The organism is Streptomyces jumonjinensis, assembly GCF_009600885.1.
GTDB lineage: Bacteria > Actinomycetota > Actinomycetes > Streptomycetales > Streptomycetaceae > Streptomyces > Streptomyces jumonjinensis.
This window is the reverse complement of the sequence record NZ_VCLA01000047.1, coordinates 42233-57353: the sequence shown is the minus strand read 5'-3', so window position 1 is coordinate 57353 and position 15121 is coordinate 42233. Positions and strand designations below refer to the sequence as shown.

Here is a 15121-nt window from a genome sequence, read left to right as displayed (position 1 = left end):
GCCCCGGGCTTGACCGGTCAAGCCCGCCGACCCGCCCTGCGCGCCGGGGCGGACCGGCGGACGGCCGGCCAGGCCCCGGGACGGACCGGCGGGCGGTCGGCCAGGCCCCAGCCCGCCCGGACGCCCACCTGGGGCAGGCGTGACGGCGTCGCGCCATCGCCGAATGGGCGTCTCCCGGCGTGGCAGCCGCCTGCGCGGGGTACCCGCGATCCATGCCGTATCCGTACGTACAGAGGAATCCGCCGTCGCGGCCGGGAGTTCCGGGGCTGTTCAGCCGCTGGGACCGACAGCTCTTCGACACGGTCGCCGCACGGCGCTGGCCGGGGGCCGAACCCGTGCTGCCGAAGCTCAGCCGGGCCGCCGACCACGGGGTGCTCTGGTTCGGCGTGGCGGCCGGGATCGCCGTGCTGGGGAGCGGTGCGCGCGCACGGCGGGCCGCTGTGCGCGGGGTGGCCTCGCTGGCGGTCGCGTCGGCCGTCGTCAACACCCTGGGCAAGCGGTCGGTGCGCCGGGCCCGGCCCCTGATCGACGCGGTGCCGGTGATACGGCAGTTGAAGCGGCAGCCGTTCACCACGTCCTTCCCGTCCGGGCACGCCGCGTCGGCCGCCGCGTTCACGACGGGGGTCGCTCTGGAGTCCGGGCGCTGGGGCGCGGCGGCGGCTCCGGTGGCGGCGTCGGTCGCGTTCTCCCGGGTGTACACCGGTGTGCACTATCCGAGCGATGTGCTGGCGGGCCTGACGCTGGGCGTCGGCGCGGCCTTCGTGGTACGCGCTCTGGCGCCGACCAGGTCGCAGCTGCCGCCGCCGGGCCGGGTGCGGGCGGACGCTCCGGCGCTGCCGGGCGGCGAGGGCCTGGTGATCGTGGCCAACCGGAGTGCGGGGTCGGCGGATTCGACGGCGGCGCTGCGTGCGGCGCTGCCGCTGGCCGAGGTGGTGGAGTGCGGGCCCGGCGAGCTCGGCGCGGAGCTGGCGAAGGCGGCGGAGCGCGGCCGGGCGCTGGGGGTGTTCGGCGGGGACGGCACCATCAACAGCGCGGCGGCCGTCGCCGTGGAGCACGGCGTCCCGCTGGCGGTGTTCCCGGGCGGCACCTTCAATCACTTCGCCTACGACGTCGGCGTCGAGACCGTCCAGGACACCTGCCGGGCGGTCGGGGCCGGGGAGGCGGTCAGGGTCGATCTGGGCCGTTTCACCCCGGGGCCCGGGGACCGCGCCGGGGCCGGGCCCGGCTATTTCCTCAACACCTTCAGCCTGGGCGTCTACCCGGAGCTGGTGAGCATCCGCGAGCGCTGGTCCCCGCGCATCGGCGGCTGGCCCGCCGGGGTGCTGGCGGCGGCGCGGGTGCTGCGGCACGGCCGGCCGCTGGAGGCCGGGGTGCAGGGGCGGCGGCGCCCGATGTGGCTGCTGTTCGCCGGGAACGGCGTCTACCAGCCGATGGGCCCGACCCCCGGCCACCGGCTGGATCTGGCGGACGGTCTGCTGGATGTGCGCGTGGTGCACGGCGGACGCGGCCCGGGGCTGCGGCTGCTCGCGGCGGCGCTGGCCGGGCCCTTGAGCCGCTCCCCCGTCCACGCGGCGGAGCGGCTGCACAGGCTGCGGATCACCGGGCTGGCCCCGGGCACCCCGATGGCGTACGACGGCGAGGTGATCGAGGCTCCCCGGGAGCTGACGGTGGACAAGGCTCTCGGGGCCCTGACGGTCTACCGTCCGCAGCGGCTGCGGTAGCGGGCGGGCCGCCGGGGCGATGCATCCGTTATCCACATAGCGAGACAGGGGGTCTCAACATATGAATGCTCCGGCATCATGGGCGCACACCGCGAGAGAAGGGGCCGCCATGCCGCAGGAGACCGCCGTCTACACCCATGGCCACCACGAGTCCGTACTGCGCTCCCACACCTGGCGCACCGCCGCCAACTCCGCCGGGTATCTCATCGGCGAGCTCACCCCCGAGACCCGCATCCTGGACGTCGGCTGCGGTCCGGGCACCATCACCGCCGATCTGGCCGCGCTGGTCCCCCGGGGGCATGTCACGGGCGTGGACCGCGAGCCCGGGATCGTGGCACAGGCGCGGGAGTACGCCGCCGGGCGCGGGCTGTCCCACACGGACTTCGCGGTGGCCGACGTCAATGAACTCGACTTCGCCGACGACTCCTTCGACGTGGTCCACGCCCACCAGGTGCTCCAGCACCTCGGCGACCCCGTGCAGGCGCTGCGCGAGATGCGCCGGGTGTGCCGCCCCGGGGGGATCGTCGCGGTACGGGACGCCGACTACGACGCGTTCGTCTGGTTCCCCGGCAGCCCCGTCCTGGACGAGTGGCTCCAGCTGTACCGCCGGGTGGCGCGCGCTTCCGGGGGCGAGCCGGACGCCGGGCGCAGACTGCTGTCCTGGGCCCGCGCCGCGGGCTTCACCGACATCGTCCCCACCGCGGGGACCTGGTGCTACGCCACCCCCGAGGACCGGGCCTGGTGGAGCGGGATGTGGGCGGACCGTACGACGTCGTCCGGGTACGCGCGGCTCGCCGTGGAGGGGGGTCATGCCACGCCGGAGCAGCTGGCCGCCATCGCCGACGGCTGGCGGGAGTGGGGCGGCCGGGAGGACGGCTGGTTCCTGGTCCCGCACGGCGAACTGCTCTGCCGGGTCTGATCCCCCTGCCGCCGTGGGGTCCGGGGGCAGAACAGCCGAGGGCCGGGCTCGGGACAACCGATACCGCGGCCCGCGACCGCGAACTACCCTCCCTGCCATGGACATTCTCGGAACCACGCTGCGGATCTGCGTCGATGACCTGGACGCGGCCACGACGGTCTACGAACGGCTCACCGGCAGCACCCCGCAGCGCTTCGAACGCGGCGGGGTCTCGGTCGCGGCGGTCGGCTGCTTTCTGCTGATGAGCGGCCCCGAGTCGGAACTGGAAGTGCTGCGCAAGGTGACGGCGACGATCGCGGTCGAGGACGTGGACGAGGCGCACGCCACGCTCACCGAGGTCGGCGCCCGGGTCGTCGCGGGCCCGGTGCCGACCCCGGCGGGCCGCAATCTGATCGCCGTCCACCCCGATGGCTCGGTCTTCGAGTACGTCGACCGCAAGGCGACCCTCTAGGGCCTGCCTGACTCATCAGGCAGGCCCCAGGACAGTCCGTTCGGCTACCGCCGGGGCTCGCGTGCCCCGCCCGAGGGCTCCGGGGGCCGGATCCGGAAGTCGTACGCTTCGGGCAGCGGCTCATCCGTGAGCCGCGCCCACAGCTCGGTCAGCTCCTGCCCGCCCTCCCGCAGATCCGCCGCCTCGAAGCCCGCGTCGAAGACGGCGCGGGCCTCGTCCCGGCGGCCCTCGGCGAGCAGCAGCCGGGTGTGGATCAGCTGGAAGCGACCGCGCCGCTGGACCGCCGGGCGCAGCCGGGACCAGACCGTCCTGGCCTCAGCGGTGCGTCCAGCGGCGAGCAGCGCCCCGATCGCCTCACGGCCCAGGGCCGCCGTCGCCGCGGTCCAGCTCTCGCCGTCGTCGCGGCGCTCCTGGCACAGATCGTCGAAGGCGGCCAGATAGCGGTCGGCGGCGCGTTCCCCATGGCCGCCCTCCGTGTCGGCGACGGCCAGCGCGCGCAGCAGCGGCCAGCGCGAGGGGGCCAGTTCGAGGCCGCGCTCCCAGCTCCGTACCGCCTGGGCGAGATCGCCCGCGTGCCACTGCGCCACGCCGAGGTGGTACTCCGTGAGCGGATCGGCGGGGGCGGTCTCCAGCATGTCCCGCCAGTGCGGGGAGACGAGCGTGGGCCCGGGCGGGGTGACCTTGCGGGGCGCCGGATAGACCCCGGTGGCCAGCAGGGCCTGCCAGGGGGCCTGTTCCTCGCCGAGCGCGGACGCGTCGAAGGGGGTGCCGGGCAGGGTGTACCGGCCGCGCAGCACTTCGAGCGCGCCCCAGCCGGAGCCGGTGGCGAGCATCCGGACCGGTTCGCTGTCGGCGCACGGCCGCCAGGCCGCGTAGGCGTCGTCCACCGCCCGTCTCGGCAGCACGGCGGCGAGCCTGGACTCGACCTCCGCGCAGACGGCGGGCCAGTTGGCGCCGTGCGCCGTGCCGGGGTCGGCGGCCAGCGGTCCGTAGCACTCCAGCCAGCTGAGCTCCCCGCCCTCCTCCAGGCGTATGTGCTCCAACTGGGTACGGGCCAGGCCCGCCTGGATCTCCGCGTAGCCGATGGTGTCCGGCTCGGTCAGCCACCGCTGCCAGCGGCGCCCGCCGCGCCCCGAGCCCCAGAGGAACAGTTTGCGCCCGCGCAGCGCGTCGGTCGAGGTCTGGACGAGGCCGTGTCCGTCCGCGCCGAGCGCCGCGACCCATTTACGGGACTCGGCCGGGATCTCGTAGAAGTAGTCGGCGGGATACTCGCTCCCCAGGGGGTAGGTGCGGTCCTCGCCCCGGTAGTCCGGCACCGGCACCCGGGCGAGGGTGCGCTCGTAGCCGTAGTGCCATGCCTCGTCCGCGGGGGCGATGACCCGGGTGCCGGGGTGTTCCTCGACGGCGGTGTTGGACCACCAGTAGACGGGCGCGGGCCGCTCATGGGGATTGCGGATCCGTACGCCGACATGGAGGAAGGACGAGTCGGCGGGCAGCCATAGATCGATCTGGAACGGCAGGTCGCGCAGCCGCTCCCACTCCCAGAGCCGGACCATCTCGCCGCCGTCGGGGGCGGGTACGACCGCTGTGTGCAGGGGGGCCATGGCGAGGGTGGAGTGGCCGGTGGCCCCGATGTTCCACTCGATGCCGCCGGAGTACCAGGCGCCGTTGAGGGCGAAGCCGGCGGGCTGGAGGACGGGGTTGCGGTAGAGCAGCTCACGGCCGGTGGGTTTGTGGCGCAGGGAGTGGATCCGGCCGCCGAGGCCCGGCAGCACGGTGACCCGCAGCCGGTCGTTCTCGATGACGACGGCCTCGACGTCGGTGGGGGTGCGCTCGCGGCCGTAGCCGTCGAGCACCCGCACGGGCAGTAGGGTGCGCAGCGGTTCGTAGCCGATCTGCCGGGCCATCTCCCGGGGAAGCTCCCGCTTGGTGCGCTCGTCGACGGAGTGCACGGCGGTGAGCGGGCGGAGCGCGGGCAGCGGATTGGCGGGCCCCACCGGGGCCGCGGGCAGAGTCAGTACGGTACGCCGCACGGTCGTGGCCAAGGCGGCCTCGCTTTCGCTCCGGGAAGGGCCGCCGACTGCCGAAGGCGGCCCGATGACCATGGAACAGGGTCATCGGCACGCCGAACAGGGGGTCCGTGGGTCAGTCTTGGGCAAAGTCCCGGGAACTCCGGTCCGGGCGGGCGGGCCCCGTTCTGCGCGGGCTCAGGCGGGGAGCATCTCGCTGGTGAGCGCCCAGCGCTCATGGTCGCGCCAGGCTCCGTCGATGAAGAGGAAGTCGGGTGAGAAGCCTTCGAGACGGAAGCCCGCGGCGCGTACCAGGCCGATCGAGGCGGTGTTGCGCGGCTGGATATTGGCCTCCAGCCGGTGCAGTCCCATCGGGCCGAAGGCGTGGCGCACCACCAGGCCGAGGCCCTCGCCCATCAGTCCGCGTCCGGCGGCGTGGGCGAAGGCCCCGTAGCCGAGGGCTCCGCACCGGAACGCGCCCGCCACGATGTTGTTGACGTTGATGAATCCGGCGATCCGGCCCGAGGGGCGCTCGCAGACCAGGAAGCCGGCTCGGGCGGGGTCCTCGATGAGGGTGCCTGCGTACGCGGTGTACGCCTCGGCGGTGAGCGGCGGGAAGAGCCAGGGGTGGTGGAGTGCGGTGCTGCGCTCGGCCGCCGTGGTGAACTCCCCGGCGTCGTCGTGGGAGAAGTGCCGGATCGCGGTGCGCTGACCGGCGGCCAGTACGGGCGTAGGGGTGGGGCGGGGCTCGGCGTGCTCGGACATCGGGAAAGGCTATCCGGCCCGCCCGTCCGGCCTGGGCGTCCGGCCCGCCCGTCCGGCCTGGGCGTCCGGCCTGGGCGTCCGGCCTGCGCGGACGCGAGGCCGGGACCGGGACGCCGCCGGAGGAGGGGCCCTGACCGACCCGGCTAGCGCACCCGGCGGCGGAAGAAGTACCCGCCGCAGAGCGCCCCCACGACGAACATCGCGAGCAGCGCCAGATAGAGCGGCATGGTGACCTCCGGGATCAGCAGCCGGATGGTGACCTTCCGGGTGTTCTCGAAGATGAAGACGAGGGCCAGGACCGCGAGCACGGTGAACACGACCCTCGCGGGCGTGAACCACTGTCTCGCCCCGCCCCTTCTGCCCCTCGACGCATGCTCAGTGCTCATGGCACCAGAATGGGCCCCGGCCCGGCGCCGGGCGCGGTGGGCGTGGGCCGGATGGGGGATGCACCTCTCCTCGCCGCCGCCCTGGCCCCTCCTCACCCCTGCCTTGTCTGACAAGACCTGTCTGACAAGCTCTCTCACGACACAGCCCACAGCCCACAGCCCGCCCCAGGAGGATCCCGTGACAGTCAGCCGTCCGCAGCGCAGACCGGTCGTCGTCCTGTACGAGCGGATCGCGGACGCCATCCACGACGGCGTCTACCCGCCGGGCTCCACGCTGCCGTCCGAGCCCCGGCTCGCGACCGAGCTCGGGGTGAGCAGGCCCGCCCTGCGGGAGGCGCTGCTGCTGCTCCAGGAGGACGGGCTGGTCTCCGTGCGCCGGGGCGTGGGCCGGACCGTCAACGACAGCCCCCCGAGGCGCGGCTACGAGCTGCTCCAGCCGCTGGAGGAGCTGCTCGGCCGGGACGCCCCGGCACGGGTGCGCCCGCTGCTGCGCGCCGTGGAGGAGCCGACCGACTTCACCGCCCAGCATCTGCTCGCCCCCGCCGGGTCCGAGCTGCGCTTCTGGGAGTCCGTGCTGACCGGGGACGGCGCGGCGGGGGTGCTCAGCCAGGAGTGGGCGGCCCCGCGCGGTGTGCTGGAGCGGGCGCATCCGGCGTTCGCCGAGGCGCTGGGGGCCCCCGGGGCGGCGGACGGCTCGATGCTCGCGGTGCTGGCCGGGGTCTCCCGCCGGCTGCCCCTGAGCGGGCGGAGCGCGGTGAGCGCGACGCTGGTCGGACAGCGGCGCGGGGAGCAGCTCGGCCGGGCGGCCGACACCCCCGCCGTCCTGGTCACCCAGGTGGTGCGGATCGCCGAGACCCCGGTGCTGGCGGCCAAGCACATGCTGCCGACGGGTTCGCCCGCCCTGCCCGTCCTCCAGTCGAACTGACCCGGCGGGCGCCGTGGGCCCGGCGGACGCGCCGTCCCGCGCGGGGGGCGGTTCCGGGGGGCCGCCGAGGACCTCGGGCCGTGCCCGTACGGAGGGCGGTTCCGGGGGCCGTCACAGCGCGGGGCGCGTCCGTGCCGTACACTCGCGGGCCATGCACTTGTCTGACATCCTCCGGGCGCCCAAGGCCGTACTCCACGACCATCTCGACGGCGGTCTGCGCCCCGCCACCATCATCGAACTGGCCGGGGAGCACGGCTACCGGGATCTGCCCACCGAGGACCCGGCCGCGCTCGCGGTCTGGTTCCGGGACGCGGCGGACTCCGGCTCGCTGGAGCGCTATCTGGAGACCTTCGCCCACACCTGTGCGGTGATGCAGACGCGTGCGGCGCTGGAGCGGGTGGCGGCGGAGTGCGCGGAGGATCTGGCGTCCGACGGCGTCGTCTACGCCGAGGTGCGGTACGCCCCCGAGCAGCATCTGGAGCGCGGGCTGACCCTGGACGAGGTGGTCGACGCGGTGAACGCGGGCTTCCGCGAGGGCGAGCGGCGCACCGGCGGCCGGATCACCGTCCGTGCCCTGCTCACCGGCATGCGCCACACCGACCGTTCGCTGGAGATAGCCGAGCTGACGGTCGCCCACCGCGACCGGGGCGTGGCGGGCTTCGACATCGCGGGCGGCGAGATCGGCAACCCGCCCTCCCGCCATCTCCCCGCCTTCCAGCATCTGAAGCAACACAACTGCCACTTCACCATTCACGCGGGCGAGGCGGTGGGCGCGGAGTCCATCCACGAGGCGGTGCAGATCTGCGGCGCCGAGCGGATCGGCCACGGCGTGCGGATCACCGATGACATCACCGTCCACGACGACGGCACGGCCTCCCTCGGCCGGCTGGCCTCGTATGTCCGGGACAACGGGATCGCCCTGGAGATCTGCCCGACCTCCAACCTCCAGACGGGCGCGGCGAAGGACTACGCCACGCACCCCATCGATCTGCTGCGCCGGCTCGGCTTCCGGGTCACGCTGAACACCGACAACCGGCTGGTGTCCGGCACCACCATGAGCCGGGAGTTCGCCCAGATGGCGGAGGCTTTCGGCTATGGCCCCGAGGTGTTCGAGGAGTTCACGGTCGCGGCGGTGGAGTCCGCGTTCCTGCCGCTGCCGGAGCGCCGGCGGCTGATCAGCGAAGTGATCCGGCCGGGGTACGCGGCGCTGCGCCAGGGCTGATCCCGCAGGAGGGGCCGCACTCCGGCGCGCGGCCCCTCCCCTCCGGTCGTACCGGGCACCCTCCAGTCAGGCCGGGCGCCCTCCGGTCGTACCGGGCTCTCCGCTCACCGCAGCGCGGGTTCCTCCAGGGTCAGGGTGCCCGCGTCCGCGTCGAGCACGGCCGGCACGCCCAGCGGCACCGTCAGATTGGTCGCGCCGTGCCCGAAGCCGAGCTCCTCCACGACCGGCACCCCAAGACCCGTCAGCCGGTCCCGGAGCACCTCCCGGACCTGCTCATAGGGCCCGCACTCCGCCCAGGAGCCGAGCGCGACCCCCGTGACCCCGTCCATCAGCCCGCCGCGCAGCAGCTGGGTGAGGATGCGGTCGATACGGTAGTCCTCCTCCCCCACGTCTTCGAGGAGGAGCAGCCCGCCCCGGGCGGACGTCCTGCTGTGCGGGGTGCCCAGATCGGCGGCGAGCAGACTGGCGCAGCCGCCGAAGGTGATGCCCCGGGCGCGGCCCGGCACCAGGGCGCGAGCCGCGGGCAGACCGAGGACGCGGGCCGATTCGGGCTCGAAGAGGGTGGCCCGCAGCGACTCCCGGGTGGCCTCGTCCTTGAGGAAGGTCAGCGCGCCGATCATCGGCCCGTGCAGCGTCGACAGCCCCAGCCGGGTCGCGAACGCCTCGTGCAGCGCGGTGATGTCGCTGTAGCCGACGAAGACCTTGGGCCCGGCGGCCCGGATCGACGTCCAGTCGAGCCGGTCGGTCATCCGCTGCGCGCCATAGCCGCCACGGGCGCAGATGACGGCGGAGACGGTGGGGTCGCACCATGCCTCGGTCAGATCCCGGGCGCGGTCGCCGTCGTACGCCGAGAGATAGCCGAAGCGGTCGTGCCGCCGCCGGACGTGCGGCATGACGACGGGTTCGAGCTCCCAGGAGCGCAGGATCTCCAGGCCCTCGTCGAGACGGTCGTCGGGCACGGGCCCACTGGGGGCGACGATGGCGACCTTGTCCCCGGCGCGCAGCCGCCGGGGCCTGGTCAGCGGGGCGAGGGTCATCCGGTGAGCTCCAGCGGGGGGATGTCGGAGCGTTCGACGCCGAAGGTCCGGGCGTAGAGGGAGAGCTCGGCCTCCAGGGCTCGGATCATGGTCTCCGCCCTGCGGAAGCCATGGCCCTCGCCCTCGAAGGCGATGTACGCGTGCGGGATGCCGCGTCCGGCCACCTGCGCCAGCAGGCGTTGGCTCTGCACGGGCGGACAGATCATGTCGTCGAGTCCCTGGAGCAGCAGGAAGGGCGCGGTGATGCGGTCGGTGTGCGCCAGCGGTGAGCGCTCCCGGTAGCGTTCGGGGACCTCGTCGAGGGGGCCGATCAGCGTGTCCAGATACCGCGATTCGAAGTCGTGCGTCTCGCCGGTGGCCCAGCCCAGCAGATCGAGCACGGGGTAGATGATCGTGCCGCAGGCGTAGACGTCGGTGTCGGTGAGCGAGACGGCGGTGGTCCAGCCTCCGGCGCTGCCGCCCCGGATGGCGAGCCGCGCCGGGTCGGCGAGGCCCTCGGCGGCCAGGGAGCGCGCGACGGCGGCGCAGTCCTCGACGTCCACCACGCCCCACTGCCCGCGCAGCCGGTCGCGGTACTCCCTGCCGTATCCGGTGGATCCGCCGTAGTCGACCTCGACGACGCCGATGCCCCGTGAGGTGAAGTAGGCGATCTCCAGGTCGAGGACGAGCGGGACATGGCCGGTGGGGCCGCCGTGCGCCCAGATCACATAGGGCGGCAGTTCGCCCTCCGGGGCGCGGTGGCCGGGGTTGTGCGGTGGATACAGGTGGGCATGGATGTCGCGCCCGCCCGGCCCGGTGAAGACGCGGACTTCCGGCTCGGGGTAGTACGCGGGGTCCACGGGGTCGGTGTGGGGCGAGCCGACGACCCGGGTGTGGCCGGTGCGGGTGTCCAGCTCCACCACCTCGTAGCCGCTGCGCGGTCCGGCGGCGACGCCGGTCACCCGGTCGCCGTGGACGGCGAGGGAGGCGGCCCACTCCGTCCAGGGGCCGACCGCGTCGACCAGTTCCCCGCTGTCGGGGTCGAGGATGCCGAGCGCGGTGGCGCCCTTGCCGTGGATCACGGCGATCAGCCCGTTCTCCAGCGGGTGGAACCAGCGGAGGCCGATCCTCCAGAGCGGGCCGCCGAACTCCTCCTCACGGCCGGCGCAGAGCGGCTCCGAGGCCGGGCGGGCGGTTCCGGCGGGGCCGTCCGCCCGCGCGGCGGCCAGCTTCTCGGGCCGGATGCGGTACAGCTCCCACCAGCCGGCGGTGTCGGTGACATGCAGCAGCGAACCGTCCGGGGCCCAGTCCACCTGGCAGACGGATTCCTCCGGCCCGCCGGCCGCCGCGCGTACGTCCGAGAAGACGCCGTCCTCGGTGATCTCGCCGATCAGCACCTCCGTGCCGTCCCAGGGCATCCGGGGGTGGTCCCAGGCGATCCAGGCGGCGTACCGGCCGTCCGGGGAGATCCGGGGGCCGGTGACGAAGCGGCGGCCGTCGTCGGTGAGCTCCCGTACCGCACTGCGGTCACCGGCCGCCGAGCCGTCCAGCGGTACGGCGGCGAGCACCCGGCGCACATCCGTGGGCGATTCGCCGGTGTACTCCTCCAGTACGCACCACACCTCGCCCCGGTCCTGGCGGATCCGGGCGTCGGCCCAGCGCAGTCCGCCGCCGACGGCGGAGACCGGGGTGAGCGGGCGCGGGGCCGCTCCGGGCGTGTCGGGCTCGAAGGCGTACAGCCGCTGGTCGTCGAAGTGGACGAAGACGATCAGCGGGGCGCCGTCGGCGCGCTCGGCGCCGGCCCAGGAGTCTCCGCCGTACTCGATGATCCGGCTGCGGACATTCCAGGGGGCGGGCAGCACGGATTCCTCCGTGCCGTCGGCCCGTTTCCGGATCAGTGCCCGCCTGCCGTTCTCGGCGGGGCGCGGCGCGGTCCACCAGAGCTCCGGGCCGATCATGCCGAGATTCTCGGGCCGTCCGTCGTGCGACGCGGCGAGCGCCGCGTCGATCGGTGAGGCCCAGCTGCCGTAGGCGGCCGTGGTTGCCATGTCCCGTTCCCCCTCAAGCCGAACGCAGATAGTGGTCGAGCACATTGACTCCGAAATGCAGCGCCTCCACGGGGACCCGCTCGTCGACGCCGTGGAACATCGCCGCGTAGTCGTAGCCGAGGGGCAGTTTCAGCGGTGAGAAGCCGTAGCCGGTGATCCCGAGCCGGGAGAACTGCTTGGCGTCGGTGCCGCCCGCCATGCAGTACGGCACGACATGGCCGTCCGGGTCGAAGCGTTCGACGGCGGCGCGCAGCTTGGCGAAGGTGGGCGAGTCGACGGGCGCCTGCAAGGGCACCTCCCGGTGGTGGAACTCCCATTCCACATCGTCACCGGTGAGCAGGTCCATGGTCGCGCGGAACTCGTCCTCGCCGCCGGGCAGCATCCGGCCGTCGATATGGGCGGTGGCGTGCCCGGGGATCACATTGATCTTGTATCCGGCGTTGAGCATGGTCGGGTTGGCGCTGTTGCGCACGGTCGGCTCGACCAGGGCGGCGGCCGGTCCGAGCTTGGCGATGAGCGCGTCCGGGTCGAAGTCCTCGGCGTGCACATCGGCGTCGATGCGGTGCAGCCGGGCCAGTTCGGCGAGGGCCGCGCGCACGGTGGGGGTGAGCCGTACCGGCCACTGGTGGTCGCCGATGCGGGCGATGGCGGAGGCCAGTCTGCTGACCGCGTTGGAGTGGTTCACCTTGGAGCCGTGGCCCGCCCGGCCGTGGGCGGTGAGCTTCAGCCAGGCGGTGCCGCGCTCGCCGGCGGCGATGGGGTAGAGGGTCATCCCCCCGCCGGCGTGGAAGGAGAACGCGCCCGACTCGCTGATGCCCTCGGTGCACCCCTCGAAGAGGCCGGGGTGCTCATCGGCGAGGAAGCCCGAGCCGTCGGCGGCGCTGGCCTCCTCGTCGGCGGTGAAGGCGATGACGATGTCCCGGCGGGGCCGTACTCCGGCGCGCGCCCAGGCCCGGACGACCGCGAGGATCATCGCGTCCATGTTCTTCATGTCGACCGCGCCCCGGCCCCAGACGACGCCGTCGCGGACCTCTCCGGAGAAGGGGTGCACCGACCAGTCGGCGGGCTCGGCGGGCACCACGTCGAGATGGCCGTGGACCAGCAGGGCGTCGGCGGTGGGGTCGGTGCCCGCGATCCGGGCGACGACATTGGCGCGGCCCGGGGTCCGCTCCAGCAGAACGGGTTCGAGACCGGCGGCGGCCAGCCGTTCGGCGGCGTACTCGGCCGCCGGGCGCTCCCGGCAGTCCCCGCCGCCGTGGTTGCTGGTGTCGATGCGGATCAGCTCGGAGGTGAAGGTCACCACCTCGTCGAGGGCCTGCTGGTCGACGGGGCTCCAGCCGTCGTAGGAAGTCTGGGAAGTCATCGGGTCAGCCATACTGCTCCTCCACGGCCGCGGAGACGATCGTGGTGATCGCCTTGAAGGTACGGATGGCCTCGTACATGGTCTCGCTGGTGCAGCTGACCCTGCGTTCGCCGCTGACGGCGACTCCGGGCACCACGGTGGCGGCTGCGGCCAGATGCTCGGCGTCGAACTCCAGCTCAAGGGTGAACGGCCCGGCGCTCACCGGTTCATGGCGCACCGCGAGCGCGGTGGCCCGCGCGGCGGCGGCGCGGATGTCGGCGGCGGTACGGGCGGGGGTGCGGCAGACCGCGGCGTACCGCGAGACATGGTCCTTGACGGCGACCTTGCGGGCGTCGGGGGCGTAACCCTCGGCGTCCACACAGGTCAGATCGTCCCCGGTGACGAGAATGACCGGGACGCCGTACTCGGCGACCACATGGGCGTTGAGCAGGCCCTCGCTGGCGCGGACGCCGTTCAGCCAGACGCCCGTGAGCTGGTTGGCGAGATAGGTGTGAGCGAGGACGCCCTCGGCGCCCGCGCCCGTGTGGTAGCCGATGAAGGCGATGCCGTCCACGTCGCCGTGCTGGACGCCCTCCACCATCGAGAGCGACTTATGGCGGCCGGTGAGCATCTGGGTCCGCTCGTCCAGCTGTTCCAGCAGGAGGTTACGCATCGACCAGTGCGCTTCGTTGATGAGCACGTCATCGGCGCCGCCGTCGAAGAACCCGAGCGCCGCCGCGTTCACATCGGAGGTGAACATGCCCCGGCAACGCTCCCACTGAGGATTGCCGGGCAGCACATCGGCCGGCCAGGTCACACCGGTGGCGCCTTCCATATCGGCGCTGATGAGGATCTTCATAGCTCACCTTAACTTTCCCGTTCCGGGAGAGTCAGGGGGGTATCGGCTCGCTCGTCGGCCGTGGTGAGCGGGGGGGGCGTCCCGAGGGGAGCCGCCGGGGCGCCGGGCGGAGCGGGGACGCGGCGCGCGTCTCTCCGGCGGGGCGTGCCTCCGGCACGGCGCGACATCCGGGCGGGCGTGCCGTCCCGCGACCGGGCGCGTCGTCCCGCGACCGGGTGCGGCCCGGCGGCGGTACGCGCACCCCTGTGCGCCCTCATGCGCCCGGCCGGCCCTCCGTGCCATGTCCGTGCGCCGGGGGGTGCGAGCTGTACGGGGCCGCTCGCGCACCAGGGGGGCCGTGCGCCCAGGGTGGGTTCAGCCGTCCCCGGGCCCGACCTGTGAGCCCGCGCGTCCCGGATGTTCAAGCCGTCCCGGACCCATGCGCCCACGCGCCCTGGTCATACTGGGATATCCCCGGCATCCCGGGCGTCAGTCGTCCCGGCCGACGACCAGCCACTGCGACGGCAGCTCGATCCGTGAGCCGTCCGGCTCGTACTCCGCCGTCGTCAGCGGCAGTTCGCCGCCGGCCAGCACCCGCAGTCCGGCCGTGGCGAAATAGCCCGGCAGGTCGGCGTCGGCCACCGCGCCCGGGACGATGCCGTGCCGGAGCACGGGCCGCAGCTTGGGCGGCGGCCCGGAGGGCGACCGCGCCAGCTCCGCCAGCCGGCGGCCGGCCGCCTCGGCGGGCTCCACCACAAAGGCCCGCCCGCGCGCGCCGACCAGGACGGAGATCGAGTCGGCGAGCGTCTGCCTGTCCCCGGGATCCGCCTGCTGGAGCACCCCGCGCATATAGACGTTGCAGTCGCCCGTCTCGCGGTGCAGCTCGGCGACCATCCGCCGGTCCACGGCGTCCAGCTGCCGGAAGCCCATCTCGCCCAGGGGCCCGTACTCGCTCCGCTCCTTCTCCCGCCGCACGGCCAGCTCTATGGCGGAGGCCGACAGATCGACCCCCAGCACCCGGGGGAACCGGCCGGCCAGAAAGCGGGTCTGGGTGCCGTTGCCGCAGCCGATGTCCAGGAGCAGCAGCCGGTAGTCCTCCACATGGGGTTCGTACAGCGCCAGATGCCGTCCCACGGTGAGCTCGGGCGCGGCGTCCCAGAAGACCTCCCCGGGTTCACCGGATGTCTCGCTCCAGAACCCTTCCCAGGCGTCCAGGTACCGACTCGTCACGCTCATGACCAGCTCCCCAGTGGTACGACACAGCGTCAACAGCGGTTTATCGCGCAACTGCTGATACGACAAGCGGACCGGGTGACACGCACGGGGCGGAAGAGAGCAGACGTCCGACACGGAAGCACCGGCGGGCCACACCCCAGAGCACCAGCGCACACGGAGGGCGCGCGCACAGCACACACCCCCGGCCCCCGTGCCCGGGGCGCACCGCTTCGTACCCCCCGCTCCGCCGCCCCCCAGCCCGAT

General features: G+C 73.6%; 13 protein-coding genes. 5 read left to right on the top strand and 8 right to left on the bottom strand.

Going from position 1 to position 15121, the window contains the following annotated elements:
* Nucleotides 1-212 precede the first annotated feature (212 nt).
* From FF041_RS06240 to FF041_RS06230, 3 genes are all read left to right on the top strand, one after another.
* On the top strand, nucleotides 213-1721 hold the full coding sequence (locus tag FF041_RS06240) for a bifunctional phosphatase PAP2/diacylglycerol kinase family protein (protein WP_153521377.1): 1509 nt from the start codon (nucleotides 213-215) through the stop codon (nucleotides 1719-1721).
* Between the two features lie 109 nt (nucleotides 1722-1830).
* Nucleotides 1831-2640, top strand: a complete 810-nt coding sequence (locus FF041_RS06235; protein WP_153521376.1) for a methyltransferase domain-containing protein — start codon at nucleotides 1831-1833, stop codon at nucleotides 2638-2640.
* Between the two features lie 97 nt (nucleotides 2641-2737).
* Nucleotides 2738-3091 (top strand): VOC family protein, encoded by a 354-nt coding sequence (locus FF041_RS06230; protein WP_153521375.1) that lies wholly within the window; start codon nucleotides 2738-2740, stop codon nucleotides 3089-3091.
* 44 nt (nucleotides 3092-3135) lie between these two features.
* Here FF041_RS06230 and FF041_RS06225 read toward each other — a convergent pair whose 3' ends face one another.
* The 3 genes from FF041_RS06225 to FF041_RS06215 form a co-directional block, all read right to left on the bottom strand.
* Nucleotides 3136-5136: a DUF5107 domain-containing protein gene (locus FF041_RS06225; protein ID WP_153521374.1), complete on the bottom strand. Its 2001-nt coding sequence runs from the start codon at nucleotides 5134-5136 to the stop codon at nucleotides 3136-3138.
* A gap of 162 nt (nucleotides 5137-5298) precedes the next feature.
* Nucleotides 5299-5865, bottom strand: a complete 567-nt coding sequence (locus FF041_RS06220; RefSeq protein ID WP_153521373.1) for a GNAT family N-acetyltransferase — start codon at nucleotides 5863-5865, stop codon at nucleotides 5299-5301.
* Between the two features lie 143 nt (nucleotides 5866-6008).
* A complete protein-coding gene (locus tag FF041_RS06215) occupies nucleotides 6009-6251 on the bottom strand; it encodes a lipopolysaccharide assembly protein LapA domain-containing protein (protein ID WP_153521372.1) in 243 nt (80 codons plus the stop codon).
* 178 nt (nucleotides 6252-6429) lie between these two features.
* Here FF041_RS06215 and FF041_RS06210 point away from each other — a divergent pair, with 178 nt between their 5' ends.
* Both FF041_RS06210 and FF041_RS06205 read left to right on the top strand, forming a co-directional pair.
* Complete coding sequence (locus FF041_RS06210) at nucleotides 6430-7176, top strand: GntR family transcriptional regulator (protein ID WP_323391351.1); 747 nt, start codon at nucleotides 6430-6432, stop codon at nucleotides 7174-7176.
* A gap of 151 nt (nucleotides 7177-7327) precedes the next feature.
* Nucleotides 7328-8398: an adenosine deaminase gene (locus tag FF041_RS06205; protein WP_153521371.1), complete on the top strand. Its 1071-nt coding sequence runs from the start codon at nucleotides 7328-7330 to the stop codon at nucleotides 8396-8398.
* A 104-nt stretch (nucleotides 8399-8502) separates the two neighbouring features.
* Here the strand turns inward: FF041_RS06205 and FF041_RS06200 are convergent, their stop codons facing one another.
* The 5 genes from FF041_RS06200 to FF041_RS06180 all read right to left on the bottom strand — a co-directional run bounded on the left by FF041_RS06200 (nucleotide 8503) and on the right by FF041_RS06180 (nucleotide 14878).
* Nucleotides 8503-9435, bottom strand: a complete 933-nt coding sequence (locus tag FF041_RS06200) for a S66 peptidase family protein (protein ID WP_153521370.1) — start codon at nucleotides 9433-9435, stop codon at nucleotides 8503-8505.
* On the bottom strand, nucleotides 9432-11462 hold the full coding sequence (locus tag FF041_RS06195) for a prolyl oligopeptidase family serine peptidase (protein WP_153521369.1): 2031 nt from the start codon (nucleotides 11460-11462) through the stop codon (nucleotides 9432-9434). Before FF041_RS06195 ends, FF041_RS06200 begins: the two co-directional genes overlap by 4 nt.
* 13 nt (nucleotides 11463-11475) lie before the next feature.
* Complete coding sequence (locus FF041_RS06190) at nucleotides 11476-12825, bottom strand: M20/M25/M40 family metallo-hydrolase (protein ID WP_153521368.1); 1350 nt, start codon at nucleotides 12823-12825, stop codon at nucleotides 11476-11478.
* Between the two features lie 4 nt (nucleotides 12826-12829).
* Nucleotides 12830-13663: a M55 family metallopeptidase gene (locus tag FF041_RS06185; protein WP_153521367.1), complete on the bottom strand. Its 834-nt coding sequence runs from the start codon at nucleotides 13661-13663 to the stop codon at nucleotides 12830-12832.
* Nucleotides 13664-14131: 468 nt separating this feature from the next.
* Nucleotides 14132-14878, bottom strand: coding sequence for a class I SAM-dependent methyltransferase (locus FF041_RS06180; protein WP_153521366.1), 747 nt, complete (start codon nucleotides 14876-14878; stop codon nucleotides 14132-14134).
* Nucleotides 14879-15121 lie beyond the last annotated feature (243 nt).

What these genes read in the sequence shown, in the direction of transcription:
- FF041_RS06240 (WP_153521377.1), top strand. Translation starts at nt 213, where the DNA reads ATGCCGTATCCGTACGTACAGAGGAATCCGCCGTCGCGGCCGGGAGTT.
- FF041_RS06235 (WP_153521376.1), top strand. Translation starts at nt 1,831, where the DNA reads ATGCCGCAGGAGACCGCCGTCTACACCCATGGCCACCACGAGTCCGTA.
- FF041_RS06230 (WP_153521375.1), top strand. Translation starts at nt 2,738, where the DNA reads ATGGACATTCTCGGAACCACGCTGCGGATCTGCGTCGATGACCTGGAC.
- FF041_RS06220 (WP_153521373.1), bottom strand. Translation starts at nt 5,865, where the DNA reads ATGTCCGAGCACGCCGAGCCCCGCCCCACCCCTACGCCCGTACTGGCC.
- FF041_RS06215 (WP_153521372.1), bottom strand. Translation starts at nt 6,251, where the DNA reads ATGAGCACTGAGCATGCGTCGAGGGGCAGAAGGGGCGGGGCGAGACAG.
- FF041_RS06205 (WP_153521371.1), top strand. Translation starts at nt 7,328, where the DNA reads ATGCACTTGTCTGACATCCTCCGGGCGCCCAAGGCCGTACTCCACGAC.
- FF041_RS06200 (WP_153521370.1), bottom strand. Translation starts at nt 9,435, where the DNA reads ATGACCCTCGCCCCGCTGACCAGGCCCCGGCGGCTGCGCGCCGGGGAC.
- FF041_RS06195 (WP_153521369.1), bottom strand. Translation starts at nt 11,462, where the DNA reads ATGGCAACCACGGCCGCCTACGGCAGCTGGGCCTCACCGATCGACGCG.
- FF041_RS06190 (WP_153521368.1), bottom strand. Translation starts at nt 12,825, where the DNA reads ATGACTTCCCAGACTTCCTACGACGGCTGGAGCCCCGTCGACCAGCAG.
- FF041_RS06185 (WP_153521367.1), bottom strand. Translation starts at nt 13,663, where the DNA reads ATGAAGATCCTCATCAGCGCCGATATGGAAGGCGCCACCGGTGTGACC.
- FF041_RS06180 (WP_153521366.1), bottom strand. Translation starts at nt 14,878, where the DNA reads ATGAGCGTGACGAGTCGGTACCTGGACGCCTGGGAAGGGTTCTGGAGC.